This window comes from Pseudomonas flavescens (genome assembly GCF_013408425.1).
In the GTDB taxonomy this organism is placed as follows: Bacteria; Pseudomonadota; Gammaproteobacteria; order Pseudomonadales; family Pseudomonadaceae; genus Aquipseudomonas; species Aquipseudomonas fulva_A.
On record NZ_JACBYV010000001.1, the window covers coordinates 2,833,413 to 2,850,445 of the forward strand.

Sequence of the window (17,033 nt, forward strand, 5' to 3'; positions counted from 1 at the left end):
CAAGCGGGCTCCTACGTGGCTGGCACCGACAAAGCTCTGTAGGAGCCGGCTTGCCGGCGAATAGTCATCACGCCACGGATTCGGCTGGATACCTGCAATCGCATCGCCCGCAAGCGGGCTCCTACGTGACTGGTATCGATGCAGCCCTGTAGGAGCCGGCTTGCCGGCGAATAGTCAGCCTGCCGCGGATTCGGCTGGATGCCTGCAGTCGCATGGTTCGGCAAACGGGCCAGAGCCCCGACGCCGACTACCAGCCCAGGGTTTCTTTCAGGAAGGGAATGGTCAGCTTGCGTTGGGCCTGCAATGAGGCCTGATCGAGGCGTTCGAGCAGTTCGAACAAGGCGCTCATGCTGCGCTCGCCACGGGTGAGGATGAAGCGCCCCACGTCGTCGCTCATATGCAGCCCGCGCCGCGAGGCGCGCAATTGCAGCGCGCGCAGCTTGTCTTCATCGGACAGCGACTGCAGCTGGAATACCAGTGCCAGGGTCAGACGTGATTTCAGGTCGGGGAGCTTGATCGGCAACTCACGAGGCGAAGCGTTCGCTGCCAGCAGCAAGCGGCGGCCGCTGTCGCGCAGGCGGTTGAACAGATGGAACAGCGCTTCTTCCCAGATACGCTGACCGGAGGCTGCTTCGAGGTCGTCCAGGCAAACCAGCTCGAACTGCTCGAGATTGTCGAGAATCTCCGGGCCGTACTGCACCACCTCGGCCAGCGGCAGGTAAACGGCACGCTCACCAAGCTGCTCGAAACGCAGGCAGGCGGCCTGCAACAGATGGCTGCGACCGACACCCTCACCGCCCCACAGGTAAATCAGGCTCTCCGTCCAGCCAGCGTCCGCTTCGCACAGGCGCTCGACATACCCCAGGGCTGCGGCATTGGCGCCCGGGTAGTAATTGGCGAAGGTAGCGTCGTCACGCAGACGCACACCCAAGGGCAACTGAATCGGTTTCATGCTGGGGGGAAGGCTCGTCGGAGCCAGATCGAGGCTCTGGATAAAGGTGGCAAAGTCTATACCCTTGGAGGCGCCCTGTCATTGATGTACTTTCCAAGGCAATACAAGGGTTTAGGTAACCAGAGCGGTACCGCGCCAGGTTTCCAGCGAGACGCCGGTACCTGGCAGCGGCCATGCCAGGGATTTCAGGCGCCGGGCTTCTCTCCGCTGTAAGCCTCGGATTGCTTGTACAGATCGTGCACATGGCGCAGCAGCACCATGATCACCGCCGCCACCGGCAAAGCCAGCAGAATGCCGGTGAAGCCGAACAACTGGCCGCCCGCCATGATGGCGAAAATCACCGCCACGGGGTGCAGGCCGATGCGATCACCGACCAGCAGCGGAGTCAGCAGCATGCCCTCGAGCATCTGCCCAACCACGAATACCCCGGCGATGGCCAGCAGCGGATAGGGATCGCCGCCGAACTGGAACAGTCCGGCAATCAGCGCCGAACCGATCCCGACCACCACACCGAGGTAAGGCACGATGCTGGCCAGGCCGGCCAGCAGGCCGATCAGCAAGCCCAGTTCCAGGCCGATGGCCATCAGGCCGACCGAATACATCACACCCAGTGCGAGCATCACCAACAACTGCCCACGCAGGAAGGCACCCAGCACCTCGTGGCACTCGGCGAACAGCTTCACCACGACGCCTTCGTTGTCGCGCGGCACCAGGCTGCGCAGTTTGGCGACCAGCAGATCCCAGTCACGCATCAGGTAGAAGCTGACCACCGGAATCAACAGCAGGTTGGCGACCCAGGCCATCAGCGCCAGGCTCGACGCCGTCACCTGGGAAAGAATCAGCCCGGCGATATCGGTGGTCTGCCCCAGATGGCCGGAGATCGCCGCCTTGAGCTGATCGAAGCGCCAGAAGCCCTCGTTGAGCCCCAGCTTGACCTGAATCCACGGCAACGCTTGGTTCTGCGCCCAGTCGAGCATCTGCGGGAGCAGTTCGTAGAGGCGCGCCAGCTGCTTGCCGAGCATCGGGATGAGCACCAGCATCGCCAGCGCTATCAGCAACGTGAACAGCGTGAACACCACGATCACGCCCCAGGTGCGCGACAGTTTCAGACGCTCGAGACGATCCACCAGCGGATCACCGAGGTAGGCGATCAGGATGCCGATCAGAAAAGGCGAAAGGATGGGATGCAACACGTACAGAAAGCCACCCAGCACCAGCAATGCAGCTATCCATAGCCAGCGAGACGAAAGGGGCATGCTCAATCCTCAGGGGGGAAGTGACGGATCACGGCGCGCTCGACTGCCGCGGGCAAGCGGCGGGAGCCCGGAGCAGTCGACAGCGAAACGGTTCGGTTCAGATTGCGGGCAGTCTACCAGCGAAAGCGCAGGACATCGTCACGTGGCACGATGGCGGGCGCGGGAGGTGTTGCCTGAGGTTCGGCAGGCACCTGGCCCGCATCCACGGGCTCCGGCGCCTCGGCTTCAGCGGGTGCCTCGGCAGCCAGCTCGGCGGCGGAGACCTCACGCAACTGCAATAAGCCCAGCTGGGTACGCAACTGTTCGACGCTGGCGCTGACCCTGTAGGTCAGGCGATCGGCCTGCACCGACTGCAGCTGCGCACCAAAGGGTTCGAGCACGCGCTGCAGCTCGGCGTAGCGCGACAGATCGGCACCGATGATTTCCACGGTTTGGGTCGTGCTCGCGCCCGGCGCAACCACGAAACGTGGTGCCAGGCGCTCGCTCACCGCCAGCAGCACGGCATCGGCCAGAGCAGCCTGATCGGCACCTTCGGCCTTGCCCTGCTCGCGCTCTTCGCCCAGCCACAGCTGCCAACTGGCCTGCCACTTGCCATCGGCCTCGCTGGCACGAACGGCCAGCAACGCGTCGGCGCCGTAGCGCTCGGAGGCCGAGCGCAGGGAATCCGGATCCTTCGCAGCGAGATTTTCGCTGGTCGCCAGCAACTGCTCACTAAGATCCGCCAGCGGCAGGCGCAACGGCAGACCGCGGTGTTGCGCAGCCAGCCGCAGGGGTTCGGCGCTGGCCTGACCATCGCCGACCATGTTCGAGCCGTTGGCCGTATCGTTCAGCCACCAGGCCAGAATGGCCGGGCGATTGACACCCCACAGCGGCAGCCCGGCCTGGCGCAGCGAGCGATCCGTGGACACGGCATCGAAATCGACCACCAGGTGATCACCCTCGTAGCCGTACTGACTGACGATCTGTTGAGGGTCCTTGCGCAGCTCCGCCAGCGCACTGCCCTTGGCCGCCTCAGGTTTGCCGGTCAGGCGCAGCACCAGTGTCTCTACGGCACGTTGCAGGGCGGCATCACGTTCCTCGGGCTGCTGGCTGGCGACCGGCTCCTTCACCTGATAGAGGTCACTGACCGTAGCCGCCAGGGTCGGCAGACTGAGGAGCGACAGGCAAAGAAGCAGCGGGCGGAAGGTCGGGCGCATGAATTGGGACTCTCGACGGAAAGAAGACGGCGCACGGCAGAAGCCGAGGCGTTATACCTTAGGGGCTGTTGCCCTCGCATCGCAAGCCGCGTTGCCACGTCAGACGCTGGTGCCGTGTCCGTTTGTGACCTGCGCCCAGAGCGTGGGTTTCATTTTCGAACCTCGCAGGACATATCGATCAGCCTCCGCCCGGCGCTGTGGCTGGCCGCTGCCGGGCAAGCCTGATAAAATCGCGCGCCTTCGCAGAACGGCCCCGAGGGGCCGGTGCTATTCCGACTTTTCCCCTTCCAAAGGCCTGGATCTATGAGCAAGCAACCCTCCATCAGCTACAAGGACGCAGGTGTAGATATCGACGCGGGTGAAGCCCTGGTCGAGCGCATCAAGGGCGTAGCCAAGCGCACCGCCCGTCCTGAAGTCATGGGTGGCCTGGGTGGCTTCGGCGCCCTGTGCGAGATCCCGGCCGGCTACAAGCAACCCGTACTGGTCTCCGGCACAGACGGCGTGGGCACCAAGCTGCGCCTGGCCCTGAACCTGAACAAGCACGACAGCATCGGCCAGGATCTGGTCGCCATGTGCGTGAACGACCTGGTGGTCTGCGGCGCCGAGCCGCTGTTCTTCCTCGATTATTACGCCACCGGCAAGCTCAACGTCGACGTGGCGGCCACCGTGGTCACCGGTATCGGCGCCGGCTGCGAACTGGCCGGCTGCTCGCTGGTCGGCGGCGAAACCGCAGAAATGCCTGGCATGTACGAAGGTGAAGACTACGACCTGGCCGGTTTCTGTGTCGGCGTCGTGGAAAAAGCCGAGATCATCGACGGCTCCAAGGTCGCTACCGGCGACGCACTGATCGCACTGCCCTCCTCCGGCCCGCACTCCAATGGCTACTCGCTGATCCGCAAGATCCTCGAAGTGTCCGCTACCGACATCGAGAAGACCGAACTCGATGGCAAACCGCTGGCCGACCTGCTGATGGCTCCGACGCGCATCTACGTCAAACCCCTGCTCAAGCTGATCAAGGACACTGGCGCGGTCAAGGCCATGGCCCACATCACCGGCGGCGGCCTGCTCGACAACATCCCGCGCGTGCTGCCGGACAACGCCCAGGCAGTGATCGACGTGGCCAGCTGGCAGCGTCCGGTGGTATTCGACTTCCTGCAGGAAAAAGGCAACGTCGACGAGCACGAAATGCACCGCGTGCTGAACTGCGGCGTGGGCATGGTCATCTGCGTAGCCCAGGAGCATGTCGGAGTCGCCCTGCAGACCCTGCGCGCCGCTGGTGAGCAGCCCTGGGTCATCGGTCAGATCGCCGCGGCCGCCGAAGGTGCCGAGCGCGTCGTGCTGAACAACCTGAAAAGCCACTGATGCCGCGACCCTGTAACGTGGTGGTGCTGTTGTCCGGCACCGGTAGCAATCTTCAGGCGCTGATCGACAGCATCGACCAGGGCGAAAACCCGGCGCGAGTCGCCGCGGTGATCGCCAATCGCAGCGATGCCTTCGGCCTGCAGCGAGCGCGGGACGCGGGTATCGCGACCCGCGTTCTGGAGCATGGCGAATACGACGGGCGCGATGCCTTCGACCAGGCGCTGATGCAGGCCATCGATGACTTCGCGCCACAACTGGTGGTGCTGGCAGGCTTCATGCGCATCCTCACCTCCGGGTTCGTGCGCCACTACCATGGGCGCCTGCTGAACATTCACCCATCGCTGCTGCCTCGCCACAAAGGCCTGCACACCCATCAGCGCGCTCTGCAAGCCGGAGACGCCGAGCATGGCTGTAGCGTGCACTTCGTGACAGAGGAACTCGATGGTGGCCCTCTGGTCGTACAGGCAGTAATCCCGGTACAGTCGCAAGACACTGCCGCCAGCCTGGCGCAGCGGGTTCACGTGCAGGAGCACCAGATCTACCCGCTCGCCGTACGCTGGTTCGCCGAAGGCCGTTTGCGCCTCGGCGAGTCGGGCCCGCTGCTCGACGGCAATGCATTGCCGGCTACCGGCTACCTCATCAACAGCAAGGAGACTCCATGCGCCGCGCCCTAATGTTAGCCCTGGCGTTGTTCAGCCTGCCTGCCCTCGCCGAAGAGCCCAAGCCCTTCTCCGCCAGCTATACCGCCGACTGGAAACAGGTACCGGTCAGCGGTTCGGCCGAACGCAGCCTGCAGAAACTAGACGATGGACGCTGGCAGCTGGTCTTCAAGGCCTCGATGTTGGTCGCCGGCCTGACCGAGCAGAGCACCTTCACGGTCGAGGACGATGCCTTCCTGCCGCAGAGCTACAAGTTCGAACGCAGCGGCCTGGGCAAGAGCAAGGATGTCGAATTCGATTTCGACTGGTCGCAGAAACAGGTGATCGGCAGCGACCGTGGCGACCCCGTGCGCTTTCCGCTCAACCGCGGCATGCAGGACAAGTCCACCTACCAGCTCGTCCTGCAGCATGACGTTGCCGCTGGCGAGAAGAGCATGAGCTATCAGGTGGTCGACGGTGACGAAATCGAAACCTACGACTTCCGTGTGCTTGGCGAAGAAGTGGTGCGCACCAGCGCCGGACTGATCGATGCGATCAAGGTCGAACGCGTGCGTGACCCCACGCAGAGCAGCCGCAAGACCATCCTCTGGTTCGCCAAGGACTGGGACTACCTGCTGGTGCGCCTGCACCAAGTGGAGAAGGACGGCAAGGAATACCAGATCATGCTCAAGTCGGGCACGGTCGACGGCAAACCCGTCGAAGGCCGCCGCGACTGACGTCGAGCAGCAGGAAACGAGAAGCCGGGCATGTCCCGGCTTTTTCATGCCTGCAGAATACCGCCAGGCCAGGCGGCCCATTCTAGAGCCATCGCCAATCGCCAAGCGAAGCGCTTGCGGAACTTGTAACTAATTACTACAGTCCTAATCGTGTCGTTGCTTAGCAGGCTAAGCGCGACCGTGAAGGCTTTGCGCCGCATCTATCCGGCAAAACTGGAGAAAGAACAATGAGCGTAGTAGTAGTGACCGAGCGTGACGAACACCACATGTCTCATGAAGCCCAGGCCGAAGGCAAACGCATCTGGGACGTCCACCAGAACGACCAGTTGGTCGGCATATTCCCCTCTGAAGAAGAGGCAGTCGCCTACCAGGCGGAACTGGAGTCCTCCGAAGTCGCCCACTCGCACTGATCGGAATCGCAACAAAAAGCCCGCGGATCGCGGGCTTTTCAATTTTCACTGTCAGGCACTCACCACATCAGGTCGTCGGGCACCTGATACGCAGCGTACGGATCATCCTCGTCCGGCGCTTCGGTTGGCGTGTTGAGCAACAGGATACGCTGCGGGTCGCGCTCCTGGATCTTCAGCGCCGCTTCACGGGGAATCACCTCGTAGCCGCCGCCATGACGGACGATGGCCAGGGAGCCTCGGCTCAGCTTGTCGCGCATCAGCGCATTGACCGAAAGGCGCTTGACCTTCTTGTCGTCGACGAAGTTGTAATAATCCTCGGTGGTCAGCTTGGGCAACCGGGAAATTTCGATCAGTTGCTTGATCTGCGCAGCACGGGCTTTCTGCTCGGCCTTTTCCTGTTGCTGGCGGTTGAGTTCCTGGTCACGGGCGGCTTTCTCGGCCTTGGCCTGCTGGGCGGCCAGTTGACCGGACTTGTCCTCCTCGGCCTGCCCCTTCTTCACCATTCGCTGCTGCTTGTGCTGTTGCTTGCTGGCTTGCTTGACCTGCTTCTCGTTGACCAACCCGGCCTTGAGCAACTGGTCACGTAATGAAATCGCCATAACCTACCTATCCGCAGACAATTTAATGAGATGGGCACGCCCATCGGATTTCCATCAAGGCGACAGTGCCACCCCGGTTCAGCAGCCTCGCTGCCTCTCGTTCTTCTTGGCCTCACCCCACAGGGCATCGAGCTCATCCAGTGTGCAATTCTCGATGGGGCGCCCTGCTTCGCGCAATGCCTGCTCGATAAAACGGAAGCGCCGCTCGAATTTTTCATTGGCTGCCCGCAGCGCCGCTTCCGGATCGACCTTGAGATGCCGCGCCAGATTGGTGGCGCTGAACAGCAGGTCACCGATTTCCTCGGCAATGGCTTGCGGATCGTTTTCGCTGATCGCCTCGAGCACCTCGTCCAGCTCTTCGCGCACCTTGTCGAGCACCGGCAGTGCATCGGGCCAGTCGAAACCGACCCGAGCGGCCCGGCCTTGCAGCTTCTTGGCGCGGCTCAGGGCTGGCAACACATTGGGCACGTCATCGAGCAATGACAGTTGCTGAGGTGCCGCTGAGCGCTCGGCACGCTCTTCGGCCTTGATGGTCTCCCAACGCTGCTTGACCTCGGCCTCGCTCAGCCGTGGCTGATCCACGGGGCCGTACAGGTCGCCATCGGGAAATACATGGGGATGGCGACGAACCAGCTTGCGGGTGATGCCATCGACCACGTCGGCGAACTCGAAACGCCCCTCTTCCCTGGCCAGCTGGCTGTAGTAAACCACCTGAAACAGCAGGTCGCCGAGCTCGCCGGGCAGTTCGGCAAAGGCCTCGCGCTCGATGGCATCCGCTACTTCGTAGGCTTCTTCGAGGGTGTGCGGCACGATGCTGGCGTAGGACTGACGCAGATCCCAGGGGCAACCATGCTGCGGGTCACGCAGGCGGGCCATGAGGTTGAGCAGGTCGGTAAGTTGGTACATGAAGTCTTCCAGTCGATACAGGGGGCAAGGCGCAGGTGCGCCTTGCCCCCTGTCTAGCGGCTCAAGGTGCCCGATGGCGCCGCGCTTCGATGATGTTGGGCAACTGCGACAGGCGGCCGAGCAGACGCCCCAGCGCATCCAGCCCCGGAATCTCAACGGTCAGCGACATCGACGCCGTGTTGTCTTCCTTGTTGGAGCGGGTGTTGACCGCCAGTACGTTGAGTTTCTCGTTGAGCAGCATCTGGGTCACGTCACGCAGCAGACCGGAGCGGTCGTAGGCACGAATGATGATGTCCACCGGGTAGGTCTGCACCGGCACCGGGCCCCAGCTGACCTGAATGATCCGCTCCGGCTCGCGCCCACCGAGTTGCAGGACCGCCGCGCAATCCTGACGATGGATGCTGACACCGCGCCCCAGGGTGATGTAGCCGACGATGGGGTCCCCCGGCAGCGGCTGGCAACAGCCGGCCATCTGCGTCATCAGGTTGCCGACGCCCTGAATCTGGATGTCGCCACGCTTGCCAGGCTTGAAGCCCTGCGCCTTGCGTGGAATCAGCTCGAGCTGCTCGTGCCCACGCTCCGGCTCTACCAGTTGCTGAGCGAGATTGACCAGTTGCGCCAGACGCAAGTCGCCGGCCCCCAGGGACGCGAACATATCCTCGGCGGTACGCAGATTGGCTTTCTCGGCGAGCTTCTCGAAGTCCACCGGTGGCAGCGCTACCCGCGCCAGCTCGCGCTCGAGCATGGTTCTGCCGGCAGCGACGTTCTGGTCGCGGTCCTGCAACTTGAACCAGTGGACAATCTTCGCCCGCGCCCGCGAGGTGGTGATGTAACCGAGGTTCGAGTTCAGCCAGTCACGGCTCGGCGTGCCCTGCTTGCTGGTGATGATCTCGACCTGTTCGCCGGTCTGCAGGCTGTAGGTCAGCGGCACGATGCGACCGTTGATCTTGGCGCCACGGCAGTTGTGACCGATCTCGGTATGCACGCGGTAGGCGAAGTCCAGCGGCGTGGCGCCTTTGGGCAGGTCGATGGCATGGCCGTCAGGGGTGAATACGTAGACTCGGTCGGGCTCGATATCGACACGCAACTGCTCGGCCAGACCGCCGATGTCGCCCAGCTCCTCGTGCCACTCCAGCACCTGGCGCAGCCAGGAAATCTTCTCTTCGTAATGGCTGGAACCGGATTTGACGTCGGTGCCCTTGTAGCGCCAGTGGGCGCAGACGCCGAGTTCGGCCTCTTCGTGCATGTTGGAGGTGCGAATCTGCACCTCCAGCACCTTGCCCTCGGGCCCCAGCACGGCGGTGTGCAGCGAGCGGTAGCCGTTCTCCTTGGGGTTGGCGATGTAGTCGTCGAACTCCTTGGGAATATGCCGCCACAGGGTGTGCACGATACCCAGCGCGGTGTAGCAATCGCGCACCGCGGGCACCAGTACGCGTACCGCACGCACATCATAGATCTGGCTGAACTGCAGGCCTTTGCGCTGCATCTTGCGCCAGATCGAGTAGATATGTTTCGCCCGGCCGCTGATGTCCGCCTTGATGCCGGTGGCTTCCAGTTCGTCGCGCAGTTGTTCCATCACTTCGTTGATGTAGTGCTCGCGATCGAGCCGGCGCTCGTGCAGCAGGTTGGCGATCTGCTTGTATTGCTCGGGCTCGAGGTAGCGGAAGGACAGGTCCTCCAGCTCCCACTTGATATGACCAATGCCCAGACGGTGGGCAAGCGGCGCATAGATATCGAAGACTTCACGGGCGACACGCTGACGACGCTCCTCGTCGGTGTCCTTCACCGCGCGGATCGCACAGGTTCGCTCGGCCAGCTTGATCAAGGCGACGCGTACGTCATCGACCATCGCCACCAGCATCTTGCGCAGGTTGTCGACCTGGGCCTGGGAACCGAGCACCAGGGACTCGCCACGCGGATTGAGGCTGGCGCTAATGGCGGCCATGCGCAGCACCCCCTCGATCAGCTTGCCCACTACCGGGCCGAAGCGCTGACGGACGTCAGCCAGGGGAATCTTGCCTTCGCGCACGCCGCGATAAATCACCGCAGCGACCAGGGAATCCTGATCGAGCTTGAGGTCGGCGAGGATCTCGGCGATTTCCAGCCCGGCACTGTAGCTGGACGAGCCCTCGGTCCACAGATTCTGTGCTGCGTTGGCCTGCTGCTCGGCCGCTCGGGCAAACTCACAAGCGTCACGCAGAGCATCACGGTCGAGTGCGGGGTCGACACTCGTAACGTGCTCCAACCAGGCCTCGAGATTGATACTGCCATCATCGTTGATGGGCTGGTGCACTCTAACCTGAACCATCTTTACCTTCCCTACAGCGGGGCGTGCCCCACTAAATGTCGCCTGGCTTCTGCGAGCCGGTCGGTTTGACCACATCGGCGCAATCCCTGTGCGCCATTGCACTTATTATCTACCTACATCTCGGAACCTGCCCGAGGCCTGGAGAGGCATCCGATGGACAGTTGCCCAGCGCGCCCCCAGGCATGTCATGAGCGCTCGAACAGCGCCATCGCCTCAACATGTGCCGTTTGCGGAAACATGTCCAGAATACCGGCTTTTTTCAGTCGATAACCCTGTTGCAACAATTCGCCACTGTCCCGCGCCAGGGTAGTCGGGTTGCAGGATACGTAAACCAGCCGCTTGGCGCCGAGGCCCGCGATCCGCTGAACCACCTGCAGCGCACCATCACGTGGCGGGTCGAGCAAAATAGCGTCGAAACCGCCCGCAGCCCAGTCAGTATCGGTCAGCGGTTTGGACAGGTCGGCCTGATAAAAGTGCGCATTGCCCAGGCCGTTGGCGCGGGCATTGTCTGCCGCACGCTCGACCATGGCCTGCACGCCCTCCACGGCGATCACTTCGCGCGCTTGCCGGGCCAGCGGCAAGGCGAAGTTGCCGAGCCCGCAGAACAGATCCAGCACCCGTTCATCGCTACGCGGCGCCAACCAGTGCAAGGCCTGGGCCACCATCGCCTCGTTGACGGCGGCATTCACCTGCACGAAGTCACCCGGCCGGTAAGCCAACTGCAGGTTCCAGGTGTCCAGCCGATAGCCCAGTTGCTGCGCGGCATCCACCGGCTGAGGCTCACCCTCGCCCTGCAGCCACAGCTGCGCGCGATGCACCGTGCAGAAGGCTTGCAGTCGAGCCTGGTCCACCTCGCTCAAGGCGTCGGTGTGGCGCACCAGAACGGCACTGGCGGTGCCCTGGAACAGCTCGACATGACCGATGGCGCGAGGTGCCTGCAATCCGCCGAGCAACGCGGGCAACGCACGCAGGATCGGCTGCAGCGGTTCGACCAGTACCGGGCAGTCGCCAATGGCGACGATGTCCTGGCTGGCCGCCGCGCGGAAGCCAACTTCCAGGCGCTTGCCGCGCATGTCCCAACGGACGGCGATACGTGCACGGCGGCGGTAGGCGAATTCGGGGCTGCTCAGCGGCTCGGCCCAGATATCGGGTCGCAAGCCGCCAAGACGTTCGAGCTGCTCGGCGAGCATGCGCTGCTTCAGGGCAAGCTGTTCGCCATGGGCAATGTGCTGCACGCTGCAGCCGCCACACACGCGGGCGTGTACGCACGGCTCGTCGCGGCGCTCTGAGCTGGCCTGGAAGACCCGTTCGGTACGCGCGTCCACGACCTTGCTGCGGGCACCGAGCACCCGCGCCTCGACCTCTTCACCGGGCAACGCGCCGCTGACGAACCAGGTTCGACCTTCGATGAACGCGATACCGCGGCCGTCATTGGCCAGCCGCTCGATCTTCAGACGCTGTTTCTTGCCGACGGGCACCTGAGCCGTTCGCGTGCCGCCGCTTGGCTGAAAGCGCAGACCGCCATTCTTGCCGGCCATCAGTTCTCCGTGGCGTCGTACACGCCAGTGGACAGATAGCGGTCACCGCGATCACAGATGATGGCGACCAGTACCGCATTCTCCAGTTGCCTGGACAGGCGCAGCATGGCCGCGACCGCACCGCCGGAGGACACGCCGCAGAAGATACCCTCCTCGCGTGCCATGCGACGCATCACGTCTTCGGCCTCGGCCTGCGCCATGTCGACGATCTGGTCGACACGCTCGGATTCGAAGATTTTCGGCAGGTACTCTTCCGGCCAGCGACGGATGCCCGGAATCGCCGAGCCCTCCATAGGCTGCAGACCGACGATCTGCACGTGCGGATTTTGCTCCTTGAGGTAACGCGACACGCCCATGATGGTGCCGGTGGTTCCCATGGAGCTGATGAAGTGAGTGATCTGCCCGCCCGTCTGGCGCCAGATTTCCGGGCCGGTACCGGTGTAATGGGCAACCGGATTGTCGCCGTTGGCGAACTGATCGAGCACCTTGCCGCGGCCGTCGGCCTGCATGGAGAGGGCCAGATCGCGGGCACCCTCCATACCCTGCTCCTTGCTCACCAGGATCAGCTCGGCGCCGTAGGCGGTCATCGCCGCCTTGCGCTCGGCACTGGAGTTGTCCGGCATGATCAGGATCATCTTGTAGCCCTTGATCGCTGCGGCCATGGCCAGTGCGATGCCGGTGTTACCCGAAGTCGCCTCGATCAGCGTGTCGCCGGGTTCGATGTCACCGCGCAGTTCGGCACGGGTGATCATCGACAATGCCGGGCGATCTTTCACCGAGCCGGCCGGGTTATTGCCTTCGAGCTTCACCAGCAGGGTGTTGCTGGTATCGCCGGCCAGTCGTTGCAGGCGAACCAGAGGCGTATTGCCGACGCATTCGGCGATCGTGGGGTATTGCGGGGTCATAGCGTCGATCGAGTCCAGACGGCTGCAGGGGGCGGTAATGATACCGGCAAAAAGGTCCGAGCCCTACTATCACCTGCATCGCCGTCGACTGGCTGGCAACGGCTGTCGGGTAGCGCTGGAGCCCCAGCCCTCTGCGTCGCAGGCCAACGGATCAAGACCATCAAACAAGACGATCTAAGCTAATAACGGATCGGTCTAGGATTCACGGAGGTTCAACCCTCGGCCGTGCGGGCGCCCCTCGTGACACCCGCGATCACCGGGGTGCCACTGAGCGGATCGCGCATCAGCGTGCAGCGTACGTCGTAGAGCTCCTCGACCAGTGCCGGTGTGACGATGTCGACCGGCGAACCCTCGGCGACGATACGCCCCGCCTTCATCGCCACCAGATGATCGGCATAGCGGCAGGCGCTGGACAGGTCGTGTACCACCATCACCACGGTCTTGCCCACCGACGCCAAGCTGCGGATCAGCTCGAACACTTCGATCTGGTGGCCTAAATCAAGCGCCGAGGTGGGTTCGTCGAGCAACAGCAACGGCGTCTGCTGCGCTACCGCCATGGCGATCCAGGCGCGCTGGCGCTGGCCACCGGACATCGACTCCAGCGGACGCTCGGCCAGTGTTTGCAGGTCGGCCACGCGCAGCGCCTCTTCGACGATGGCCTGGTCGTCCGCCGACCACTGACGCAGCAGGCTCTGGTGCGGCTGGCGACCGAAGCGGATCAGCTCGGAAACGGTCAGGCCGTCGGGTGCCGTGGCGTCCTGGGGCAGCAGTGCCAGTTGCCTCGCCACCTGTTTGGACGGCAGGCTGCCGATGGCCCGGCCGTTGAGCAGCACCGCGCCGGCACTGGGTTTGTGCAAACGCGACAGGCCGGCCAGCAAGGTCGATTTGCCACAACCATTGGGGCCGACGATGGCGGTCACCTGTCCTGACGGAATGCGCAGGGACAAGCGCTCGATGATCGCTGCATGGGGGTAACCCAGGCTCAGGCCCTCGGCCTGCAGGGTAACCTCGGCCTCGGGCCGAGTGGCGAACAGCTTGGACGTAGTCATCGGCTCAACTCCGCAGCGGCCGCCGATGGGGGCGGCCTTTCATGTCAGTCTGCGCGACGGCTGGCGCAACAGGATCCACAGCAAATAGGGCCCGCCAACCACGGCGGTGATCACCCCGACGGGAATTTCGATGGGTGCCAGCCAGGTACGCCCGACCCAGTCCGCACAGGTCATCAACAGCGCACCCGCCAATGCCGAACACAGCACAGGCACGCCGCGATGGCCACTCAGGTAGCGGGCCATCTCCGGCGCGGCGAGGGCCACCAGCCCCACCGGCCCGGCCACCGCAACGGCCAGCGCGGTGAGCAGTACCGTAGTGATCAGGGTCAGCAGGCGCATGGCCCTGAGACGCACGCCAAGCCCCACCGCCACGCTGTCGGAAAAACGCATCAGTTCCAGGCGCTGAGCCAGGTACTTGACCAGTGGCAGGCACAGGGTCAGGCCGATACCCAGTAGCCAGATGGCCAGCGCGGGGCGCGCGTTGAGGCTGCCGACCGTCCAGGGGTAGGCCACGTTGGCGGCATCGATATCGGCGCGTGCCAGCATCAAATTGGTCAGCGCGCCGAACACGGCACCCACGGCGATGCCGACCACGATGAAGCGATAGCCCCGGGCACCCGCACCGGCACTCAGACCGAAAGCCAGCACCGCCGCAGTGGTAGCGCCGGTAAGCGCCAGCGCGGAAGGTGCCAGGGTGGTGGGTACGGCAACGATGGACGCCACGGCGAAGGCCGTGGCGCCGTCGTCGATGCCGATCACTCCCGGGGTAGCCAGGCGGTTGCGCGCCAGGGTCTGCAGCAAGCAGCCACCAATCCCGAACGCCGCGCCGGTGAGCAGACCGGCGACCAGGCGTTGCAAGCGCAGCTCCTGAACCAGAAACACGTGCATGGGCTCACCCTGACCAAACGCAGCCGCCAGGGCCGTCCATGGGGACAGGCCAGCGGCGCCGGAGGCCAGACTGATGCCGGTGATGAGCACGATTGCCGCCGAGAGCCCCAGTGCGGCGAACACGCCACGCCTGTTCAACAGCACGCGCAGCGAGCCAAACGCCAGCAACCAGTATCCGCTCGGTGCCTTGGGCATGGACGACAGAGGGCCACTCATAAGGTCGGCAACCTGTGGCTACGTACCACGGCGATCAGCACCGGCGCGCCGATCAGGGCGGTCACCACGCCAATCGGCAGCTCGTAGGGGCTGACCAGCAGGCGCGACAGGATATCGGCGAACAACACGATGATCGGCCCGAGCAACAGCGACGCACCGATGGTGCGGCGAATGTCCGGCCCCAGCAGGCGACGCGCCACGAACGGCACGACCAGGCCAACGAAGGCCATCGGGCCGGCCGCCGCCGTGGCGGTACCGACCAGCACGGCCACGCCCAGCAAGGCGCCAAGCCGGGTCAGGCCAGGATGGTGGCCGAGACCGGTGGCCATCTTCTCGCCAAGGGCCAGGGCAGCCAGCGGGCGGATCAACGGCACGAGCAGCAGCAAGCCCAGCACCAGGCCAGGCGTACTCCAGGTCAATACATCCTGAGGGCGACCGGCCAGGGCACCGATGATCCAGAAACGAATCTCGTCGGCGCTGCGCTGGTCGTGCAGCAGAATCAAGGTGCTGATGGCGGTGAGAATGCCCGAGAAGGCTGCACCGGCCAGCACCAGGCGCACCGGATCGTCACCGACACCACGCACCTGGGTGACCAGCAATACCAGCAGGCAACCCGCCATGGCGCCCGCGATGGCCACGCCGAGATTCAGGGTGGCCGCACTGGCGCCCAGACTGATCGCCACCACCACCGCGAAGGACGCCCCGGCACTCACGCCCAGCAGACCGGGCTCGGCCAGCGGATTGCGGGTCGCCGACTGCAGCACCACACCAGCGGCCCCCAGCGCGACGCCGACCAGCACACCCAGCAGCGTGCGGGGCAGGCGCAACTCGAAGAGCACGAAGCGCGCTTCGTCATCCGCAGCGCCAAACAGCGCCCACAGGCTCCGGGTGATACCGACCTCCCCCGCGCCGATCAGCAGGCTGGCAACGCACAATAGCGCCAACGACGCGGCCACCCCCGCCAGCGCTTTGGCCAGTGGCGGACGACCGCCCTTCACATCCACGGTCATTGCGAGGCGACGGCCTTCTCCACGTCATCGAGAATCACGTTGGCAGCCAGCGGCCCGCTGCCACTGCTCCAGATCTGCCCGTCGACGCTCTGCACATGGCCGCTGCTGACCGCCTTCAGGCGCGCGAATGCCGGCTGCTGGCGGGCCTGCTCCAGGGCCTTGTCGCCATCGGCGTTGAGGGTGGCAAGGAACAGCCAGTCACCGTCGATGCGCGACAGGTTCTCTAGGCTCAGGGCATCGCTATGGGGCTTGCTGGTCAGTTCCGCCGCCATTGCCGTGCCCTTGAAACCAAGCTGGCTCAGCAGCTGGCCCACGAACAGGTGCTGGGACATCACGCCCGGCCCCTGCGGGCTCCAGCGCACCACCGAAGCGACCTGCCCCGGCTCGACCCTGCTCTTGATGCTCCGGATGCGCGTGTCGACCGCGGCGATGGCGGCCTTGGCTTCATCGACCTTGCCAAGAGCCTTGCCATAGAACTCGACATTATTGCGCCAGTCTTGGAACGAGTTGCCCTTGGGCACCGCGGTCGGCGCGATCAGGCTGAGCTTCTGGTACTGATCCCGGGTGAGCTCCGGCGAAGCCAGAATCAGATCCGGCTGCAGGGCGAACACCGACTCCAGATTGGTTTCCCGGGCGGTGCCGACGATGCGGATATCACCCGCCTTGCTCTTCAAGTACGCCGACACATCGCTGCCACCGCGCGTGGCAACGCTGCCCAGGGGCTTGACGCCAACGGCCAGGGCGACATCCAGTGCATTCTCGCCCAGGGTGACCACACGCTGCGGCGTGCCCTGCAACTCGAGCGCACCGAAGGCCGTATCGAGGGTGCGTGATTCGGCCACGGCACTGCCCAGTGGCAACAGCGCGACCAGGCCGGAAAACGCCAGCAGGCGTGAGCATCGGGATAAGCTAGCAATCATCGAAACCTCCTTTCTTTAGGGTGAAACGAACGGCTGCGCCCTGCAGGCGGTCGCAGCGCAGTGGCACGGTCCTGGCTTCGCGGCAGCAGCCATACTGCGGCAAAAATGTTCAGGATTTTCATTTACATATGTAAATTCCGGGT

At 64.1% G+C, this 17,033-nt stretch carries 16 protein-coding genes; 4 read left to right on the plus strand and 12 right to left on the minus strand.

Going from position 1 to position 17,033, the window contains the following annotated elements; translation table 11 throughout:
- Window positions 1-247: 247 nt before the first annotated feature.
- The 3 genes from hda to FHR27_RS12730 form a co-directional block, all read right to left on the minus strand.
- Window positions 248-952: a DnaA regulatory inactivator Hda gene (hda, locus tag FHR27_RS12720; protein ID WP_179538730.1), complete on the minus strand. Its 705-nt coding sequence runs from the start codon at window positions 950-952 to the stop codon at window positions 248-250.
- A 185-nt stretch (window positions 953-1,137) separates the two neighbouring features.
- Window positions 1,138-2,208, minus strand: coding sequence for an AI-2E family transporter (locus FHR27_RS12725; protein WP_042551888.1), 1,071 nt, complete (start codon window positions 2,206-2,208; stop codon window positions 1,138-1,140).
- Window positions 2,209-2,321: 113 nt separating this feature from the next.
- Complete coding sequence (locus FHR27_RS12730; protein ID WP_179538731.1) at window positions 2,322-3,404, minus strand: DUF2066 domain-containing protein; 1,083 nt, start codon at window positions 3,402-3,404, stop codon at window positions 2,322-2,324.
- A 303-nt stretch (window positions 3,405-3,707) separates the two neighbouring features.
- Between FHR27_RS12730 and purM the strand changes: the two genes are divergently transcribed.
- The 4 genes from purM to FHR27_RS12750 all read left to right on the plus strand — a co-directional run bounded on the left by purM (window position 3,708) and on the right by FHR27_RS12750 (window position 6,551).
- Entirely contained in the window at window positions 3,708-4,766 is a 1,059-nt protein-coding gene (gene purM, locus FHR27_RS12735) for a phosphoribosylformylglycinamidine cyclo-ligase (protein ID WP_179538732.1), read from the plus strand.
- The gene (purN, locus tag FHR27_RS12740; protein ID WP_179538733.1) at window positions 4,766-5,440 is read left to right on the plus strand and encodes a phosphoribosylglycinamide formyltransferase; all 675 of its coding nucleotides are present in this window, start codon (window positions 4,766-4,768) and stop codon (window positions 5,438-5,440) included. The genes purM and purN overlap by 1 nt, the downstream gene beginning before the upstream one ends.
- A complete protein-coding gene (locus tag FHR27_RS12745; RefSeq protein WP_042551892.1) occupies window positions 5,425-6,141 on the plus strand; it encodes a DUF3108 domain-containing protein in 717 nt (238 codons plus the stop codon). The genes purN and FHR27_RS12745 overlap by 16 nt, the downstream gene beginning before the upstream one ends.
- Window positions 6,142-6,368: 227 nt before the next feature.
- The gene (locus FHR27_RS12750; RefSeq protein WP_042551893.1) at window positions 6,369-6,551 is read left to right on the plus strand and encodes a hypothetical protein; all 183 of its coding nucleotides are present in this window, start codon (window positions 6,369-6,371) and stop codon (window positions 6,549-6,551) included.
- Between the two features lie 59 nt (window positions 6,552-6,610).
- Here the strand turns inward: FHR27_RS12750 and FHR27_RS12755 are convergent, their stop codons facing one another.
- From FHR27_RS12755 to FHR27_RS12795, 9 genes are all read right to left on the minus strand, one after another.
- On the minus strand, window positions 6,611-7,150 hold the full coding sequence (locus FHR27_RS12755) for a DUF2058 domain-containing protein (RefSeq protein WP_042551894.1): 540 nt from the start codon (window positions 7,148-7,150) through the stop codon (window positions 6,611-6,613).
- A gap of 78 nt (window positions 7,151-7,228) precedes the next feature.
- Complete coding sequence (gene mazG, locus FHR27_RS12760) at window positions 7,229-8,056, minus strand: nucleoside triphosphate pyrophosphohydrolase (RefSeq protein ID WP_042551895.1); 828 nt, start codon at window positions 8,054-8,056, stop codon at window positions 7,229-7,231.
- Window positions 8,057-8,117: 61 nt separating this feature from the next.
- Window positions 8,118-10,364 carry a GTP diphosphokinase gene (gene relA, locus FHR27_RS12765; RefSeq protein ID WP_042551896.1) on the minus strand — a complete coding sequence of 749 codons (2,247 nt, stop codon included), beginning with the start codon at window positions 10,362-10,364 and terminating at the stop codon, window positions 8,118-8,120.
- A gap of 185 nt (window positions 10,365-10,549) precedes the next feature.
- Entirely contained in the window at window positions 10,550-11,902 is a 1,353-nt protein-coding gene (rlmD, locus tag FHR27_RS12770; protein WP_042551897.1) for a 23S rRNA (uracil(1939)-C(5))-methyltransferase RlmD, read from the minus strand.
- On the minus strand, window positions 11,902-12,807 hold the full coding sequence (gene cysM / locus FHR27_RS12775; protein WP_042551898.1) for a cysteine synthase CysM: 906 nt from the start codon (window positions 12,805-12,807) through the stop codon (window positions 11,902-11,904). Before cysM ends, rlmD begins: the two co-directional genes overlap by 1 nt.
- A gap of 212 nt (window positions 12,808-13,019) precedes the next feature.
- Window positions 13,020-13,856, minus strand: coding sequence for an ABC transporter ATP-binding protein (locus FHR27_RS12780; protein WP_179538734.1), 837 nt, complete (start codon window positions 13,854-13,856; stop codon window positions 13,020-13,022).
- Window positions 13,857-13,895: 39 nt separating this feature from the next.
- Complete coding sequence (locus tag FHR27_RS12785; RefSeq protein ID WP_042551900.1) at window positions 13,896-14,960, minus strand: FecCD family ABC transporter permease; 1,065 nt, start codon at window positions 14,958-14,960, stop codon at window positions 13,896-13,898.
- Window positions 14,957-15,970, minus strand: coding sequence for a FecCD family ABC transporter permease (locus FHR27_RS12790; protein ID WP_042551901.1), 1,014 nt, complete (start codon window positions 15,968-15,970; stop codon window positions 14,957-14,959). The genes FHR27_RS12785 and FHR27_RS12790 overlap by 4 nt, the downstream gene beginning before the upstream one ends.
- Complete coding sequence (locus FHR27_RS12795) at window positions 15,967-16,890, minus strand: ABC transporter substrate-binding protein (RefSeq protein WP_179538735.1); 924 nt, start codon at window positions 16,888-16,890, stop codon at window positions 15,967-15,969. Before FHR27_RS12795 ends, FHR27_RS12790 begins: the two co-directional genes overlap by 4 nt.
- Window positions 16,891-17,033: the final 143 nt, after the last annotated feature.

Coding starts and splice junctions, on each gene's coding strand:
- hda (WP_179538730.1), bottom strand. CDS start 952: ATGAAACCGATTCAGTTGCCCTTGGGTGTGCGTCTGCGTGACGACGCT.
- FHR27_RS12725 (WP_042551888.1), bottom strand. CDS start 2,208: ATGCCCCTTTCGTCTCGCTGGCTATGGATAGCTGCATTGCTGGTGCTG.
- FHR27_RS12730 (WP_179538731.1), bottom strand. CDS start 3,404: ATGCGCCCGACCTTCCGCCCGCTGCTTCTTTGCCTGTCGCTCCTCAGT.
- purM (WP_179538732.1), top strand. CDS start 3,708: ATGAGCAAGCAACCCTCCATCAGCTACAAGGACGCAGGTGTAGATATC.
- purN (WP_179538733.1), top strand. CDS start 4,766: ATGCCGCGACCCTGTAACGTGGTGGTGCTGTTGTCCGGCACCGGTAGC.
- FHR27_RS12745 (WP_042551892.1), top strand. CDS start 5,425: ATGCGCCGCGCCCTAATGTTAGCCCTGGCGTTGTTCAGCCTGCCTGCC.
- FHR27_RS12750 (WP_042551893.1), top strand. CDS start 6,369: ATGAGCGTAGTAGTAGTGACCGAGCGTGACGAACACCACATGTCTCAT.
- FHR27_RS12755 (WP_042551894.1), bottom strand. CDS start 7,150: ATGGCGATTTCATTACGTGACCAGTTGCTCAAGGCCGGGTTGGTCAAC.
- mazG (WP_042551895.1), bottom strand. CDS start 8,056: ATGTACCAACTTACCGACCTGCTCAACCTCATGGCCCGCCTGCGTGAC.
- relA (WP_042551896.1), bottom strand. CDS start 10,364: ATGGTTCAGGTTAGAGTGCACCAGCCCATCAACGATGATGGCAGTATC.
- rlmD (WP_042551897.1), bottom strand. CDS start 11,902: ATGGCCGGCAAGAATGGCGGTCTGCGCTTTCAGCCAAGCGGCGGCACG.
- cysM (WP_042551898.1), bottom strand. CDS start 12,807: ATGACCCCGCAATACCCCACGATCGCCGAATGCGTCGGCAATACGCCT.
- FHR27_RS12780 (WP_179538734.1), bottom strand. CDS start 13,856: ATGACTACGTCCAAGCTGTTCGCCACTCGGCCCGAGGCCGAGGTTACC.
- FHR27_RS12785 (WP_042551900.1), bottom strand. CDS start 14,960: ATGAGTGGCCCTCTGTCGTCCATGCCCAAGGCACCGAGCGGATACTGG.
- FHR27_RS12790 (WP_042551901.1), bottom strand. CDS start 15,970: ATGACCGTGGATGTGAAGGGCGGTCGTCCGCCACTGGCCAAAGCGCTG.
- FHR27_RS12795 (WP_179538735.1), bottom strand. CDS start 16,890: ATGATTGCTAGCTTATCCCGATGCTCACGCCTGCTGGCGTTTTCCGGC.